3 protein-coding genes are annotated in these 3,956 nt (G+C 59.2%); all 3 read right to left on the reverse strand.

What is annotated here, in order from left to right; genetic code table 11:
* Positions 1-81: 81 nt before the first annotated feature.
* Genes ACTTKG_RS09545 through ACTTKG_RS09555 form a run of 3 tightly spaced genes read right to left on the reverse strand, consistent with a single transcriptional unit; the run spans position 82 to position 3,629 of the window.
* A complete protein-coding gene (locus tag ACTTKG_RS09545; RefSeq protein WP_442673972.1) occupies positions 82-1,548 on the reverse strand; it encodes a protein kinase domain-containing protein in 1,467 nt (488 codons plus the stop codon).
* Positions 1,541-2,941 carry a protein phosphatase 2C domain-containing protein gene (locus ACTTKG_RS09550; protein WP_442673973.1) on the reverse strand — a complete coding sequence of 467 codons (1,401 nt, stop codon included), beginning with the start codon at positions 2,939-2,941 and terminating at the stop codon, positions 1,541-1,543. Before ACTTKG_RS09550 ends, ACTTKG_RS09545 begins: the two co-directional genes overlap by 8 nt.
* A gap of 40 nt (positions 2,942-2,981) precedes the next feature.
* A complete protein-coding gene (locus ACTTKG_RS09555; protein WP_442673974.1) occupies positions 2,982-3,629 on the reverse strand; it encodes a vWA domain-containing protein in 648 nt (215 codons plus the stop codon).
* Positions 3,630-3,956: the final 327 nt, after the last annotated feature.

Consider the following 3,956-nt stretch of genomic DNA (forward strand, 5'->3'; position numbering starts at 1 on the left):
TCTACAAAGTGGACGTTTGTGCGCTAAGCTTACAATGAAAGTCCAAGAAGTCAAGTCCGCAGGACGCAGGCTGATTGGCGTCTACCGCTTCCCCACCCACAGGACGCCGTCGGGGCTGTCCCATGCGCCGAAAGGCGCACCCGGACGAAGGAGCATCGCCTGCCCCTTCGCGAGCAAGTCTCCTTCGGGCGTCCGCAAATCGTCCATAGCATCGTTCACGAGATGCCATGCGCCATTTTGCCTTGATATGTACGCCTTGACGGTACGATCCCGCGCTTTTTCATCGGGGAATACGTTTTCCATGAAGTGCCACAAAAAGAGCGGCAGACCGTCGTAGATGTTCAAAAGTCCGGACTGCAGCCATTGCCCTTCCTTGCCGCGCACGCGGCGCAGACGCTTTACATGCAGTACACGGCGTTCGGGCACAGCAGCGCCGCAGAAGGGGCAGCGCGGCGCTTTCGTATCGTGCAGGACAAAAAATTTCTCCGGACAATGCGGATTTACGCACGGCTGCAGAAGATCCCACGTCTTGACGAGCGCTTTCTCCCACTCAAACGCCGACGGGCGCGCTTCCGGCTCGTGCAGACCATCGACGAAAGCGCGCAGGAAGAGTTTTTCAAGGTACGGCCCTAAATCGTGGATCGTGACCTTCAGCCCTTCGGGGCGATTGGAGCGGTCGGTCGGATGCTCGGCGAAGAGCGCCTTTTCTCCGTAGATCAGAAAGTCAGCCTCTTCGGCGGGCAGGTCGTAGTTCTTCGGCCCTTCGAGCGGATGACGCTTGAGCAGATATTGATAGAGAAGCACGGGCAGCGCGAAGAGATCCGTCAACAGGCTCGGGGCGACGCGGCGCACATCGCCGGCAGAAAGCTCCATTGAGGCGAGCACTTCAGGCGCGATGTAGCCCTTTGTCCCTGCGACCTCGGGCGGATACAGGCCGGGCACGACAAGAGAGTCGATGTCGATGACGACGCAGCTGCCGCTCTTGGGATCGACGAGGACGTTGTTGCACGAAAGATCGGAATGCGCCAGCCCCGCTTGATGCATACGGCGCACGGCGCGTGCGAGCGCGATGGATAGCCGCAGCATGGTTTGAAAGCTGCCAAGTTCGTCCTTTTTCAGATACTTGCGCACGCGGCTCGTGAACCAATTTCCTTTCTTGTCCCTGCCGGCGAGATCAATCTGACTGGAAGCTTCGCGCCCGAAAAAGAAGTTCTTTGGATAGGCGGGGCAGACGATGCCGAACTCCGGCTTGACGACGAGCGCCGTCGGCCAGCAAAAAAGATCAGCGAAGTATGTCGCCGCTTCCACCGTATTGCCGCGCGCGCCGCCCTTCGTTTCCGCAATCGTCGGATTGTAGCGTCCGATGATCGCCGTCAGCCGATCGACGAGCGCTTCGTCAACGATGTCCGGATTTAGAAAGAACTGCACGACGTAAGATTTGTCGGGGGCAAAGTATGTGTATTTCATGCCGCCCTGCGGCGGATTTTCCGTAACGACGTAAGGAATCCTTCTGCCGTCGGCGAGGATGGCTTCTCTGACCCTAGGCATGACCTGCATCTCCCCACGAGAGCAGCGCAAGCGTGCGGTCATCGAAGGAACCGCGCGTCAAATAGTTGTCCAGCCAGATCTTCAGCCGTTCCGCACGCGAAGCGACATCCTTTAGGCTCGTATCCGCAACAGCCAGAGACAGCACATGCGCACGCTGCCACAAGGCTTCTTGCGTCGTTCCCAACGCGCGGCAAAGATGCTCGGCGGAATGCAGCGCAACGCGCGTTTCCTTGTCATTGACCCACGGGACGGCTTCGGGCTGCGGCAGGCTGCGCAAAAATTCGATGTCGTCGCGCGTAAACATTTCATTGTCCTGCACATTCGGCAAAACGCCGTTGAGCATAAGATCGAGATAGAGACGGTGCAGCTCCTGCGCATTGAAGTAGTCGTCTGCAACGCCGTCCGTCATCGTGAGGACGAGATCGTAAGCTCCGCGCGTGACGAGCGTCCGACGCTGCAAATTTGAGACGTCCGTCATGGCTTCGCTCGTCAGAAAGTCCGTCTCGCCTGAGAAGTCGCCGCTGTCGGGCTTGCCCATGAGCTTCACGGCGCTGCCGCAGGGCGCGTGCGTATTGACGGCACAGGTCATGCCGTCGCCAACTTGGCACGAGAGTATGAGAAGCTCCGCGCACTCGGGGACAGGCACGACGACGGTAACAAGGAGCGTCGCGGCAAAGTCGGAGAGGGCGATGTCGCGGCCGAGGAGCTTCGTGTACGCCGCCCTGCCGCATCGCTCGTAAAACGCCGCCAAGACGGCACGCCGCGCGGCGAGAACGCCTTCGTGCAGCGCCGCGCTGAGCTTCGCGCATGCCTCAACGAACGCCGCATCATCTGTGGGAAGCGCGAAAGCGGTGCGCTGTTCGGCGCCTGCTGCATCCAGGGTGCGAAGCTGCTCGTAGATCGCGCCTACGGCAGCCTCGCTCGCCGCACGCGCACCGACGCGCGAGAAGCGCTTCGAGCCTGCCCCGTCGGAAACAGCGACGATGGCGATGCCGCCGGTCTCCGCTGCCGCGAACCAGTCATCGCAGTTCGTGCCGTCGTGCTTGTGCTTCTTGCCGCGCACACGCGACGCGATGAAGTCTGCCGTACCGAGCCTGCGTTCTTCTTTCATATACTCCGGCGCAGCGTCCGGCTCATCCGTCGGTACAGGGTGATACTGCCAGAGCGATGCCGTATGCGCCAGTACCGCCGCATCGCTCAGAGCCGCAGGCTCCTCGTCGGCGGCAGGCGGCGCATCGCCCGCTTCGCTCGTCCCAGCGGCTGCGCCTTTTTCAAAAGGCGCATTTTCCGCAGTTTCCCCGCTTTTTTCCTCTTCTGGCACCGTACCCATGAGCGCCTGTTTTTGCGCATCTGCCGCCTGCGCCAGAGCGGCGGCTTCCTCTTTTCCCGTCAAAGCGTCTGCACCCCTTCCACACGCCAGCCATCCATCCCGCTCAAGGGACGACCGTAAAGCCTTTCGGCGGCGGCGGCAGCTCAATCGCCGCACCGGGCTTTGCGTCGAGACTCTTCGACGACATCTTGATCGAGCCGGAGACCCATGCGAAGAACTTCGCCATATCGCCTGCCGAAAGACTATTCATCATCAGCACGTTGTCCGTGATCTGCTTCAAATAGCTTGTATCCGCATCCGCACCCGCCGCACACGCGATGATGTTGCCGAGCTTGAGCGACTTAATCTCCGCCGCTGCCTGCCGAAAATCCTCCAAGTCGGTCGGATTGCCGTCCGTCAGCAGGAAAACGAGCGGCCGCCAATCGCCCTTCTGCGTCTCCGTATTCTTCCGCACCTCCGTGCGCACACATTCCGCGAGGAGCTTCAAGGCGCCGCCCATCAGCGTGCAGCCCTCCGCCTCAAGGCGAGGCTCCTTGAAGAGCATGAGTTCCGTGAGCTTCGTCGTCTGCTTCACCTGACTTGCAAAAGTGATAACCGAAAGATACGCCGTCTCAAGCGCCTGCGGGTCGCCGCGAAGCTCCGACAAAAGCGCCTTGATCCCCTGCCGAACCGCCTCAATCGGCTCGCCCATCATCGATCCCGAGCAATCCAAAAGCAAATACACCGGCAGTCTGCGTCCATAATCCGCCATGAATGGCACCTCCCATGATCTTAAAGCAAATCCTTTTTATTTTTAAGAAAGCACGAATACATGCAGCCGCGCATCTGTGCAAATCTGAGCGACTTCATTGGATCCATACTTCTTTAAGGAATCACTGATAAATTCAGCCGCCCATCTTCACACATCTGTGCTGTCCTCTCATCGTCGTCAAATCCTCGACGTAGCACCGCTACGTCTGCGGCTTGTCTCCTCGATAGATACAGCACATCTGTGCAAATCTGGACGACCTCATTTTATCAGCGCTTCCTCAAGTATAGCACTGAAAATTTCTTTCAGGCAACCTTTTCTATTTCAAAG

Origin of the sequence: Selenomonas sp. (genome assembly GCF_052169755.1) — a bacterium.
Taxonomy (GTDB): Bacteria; Bacillota; Negativicutes; order Selenomonadales; family Selenomonadaceae; genus Selenomonas.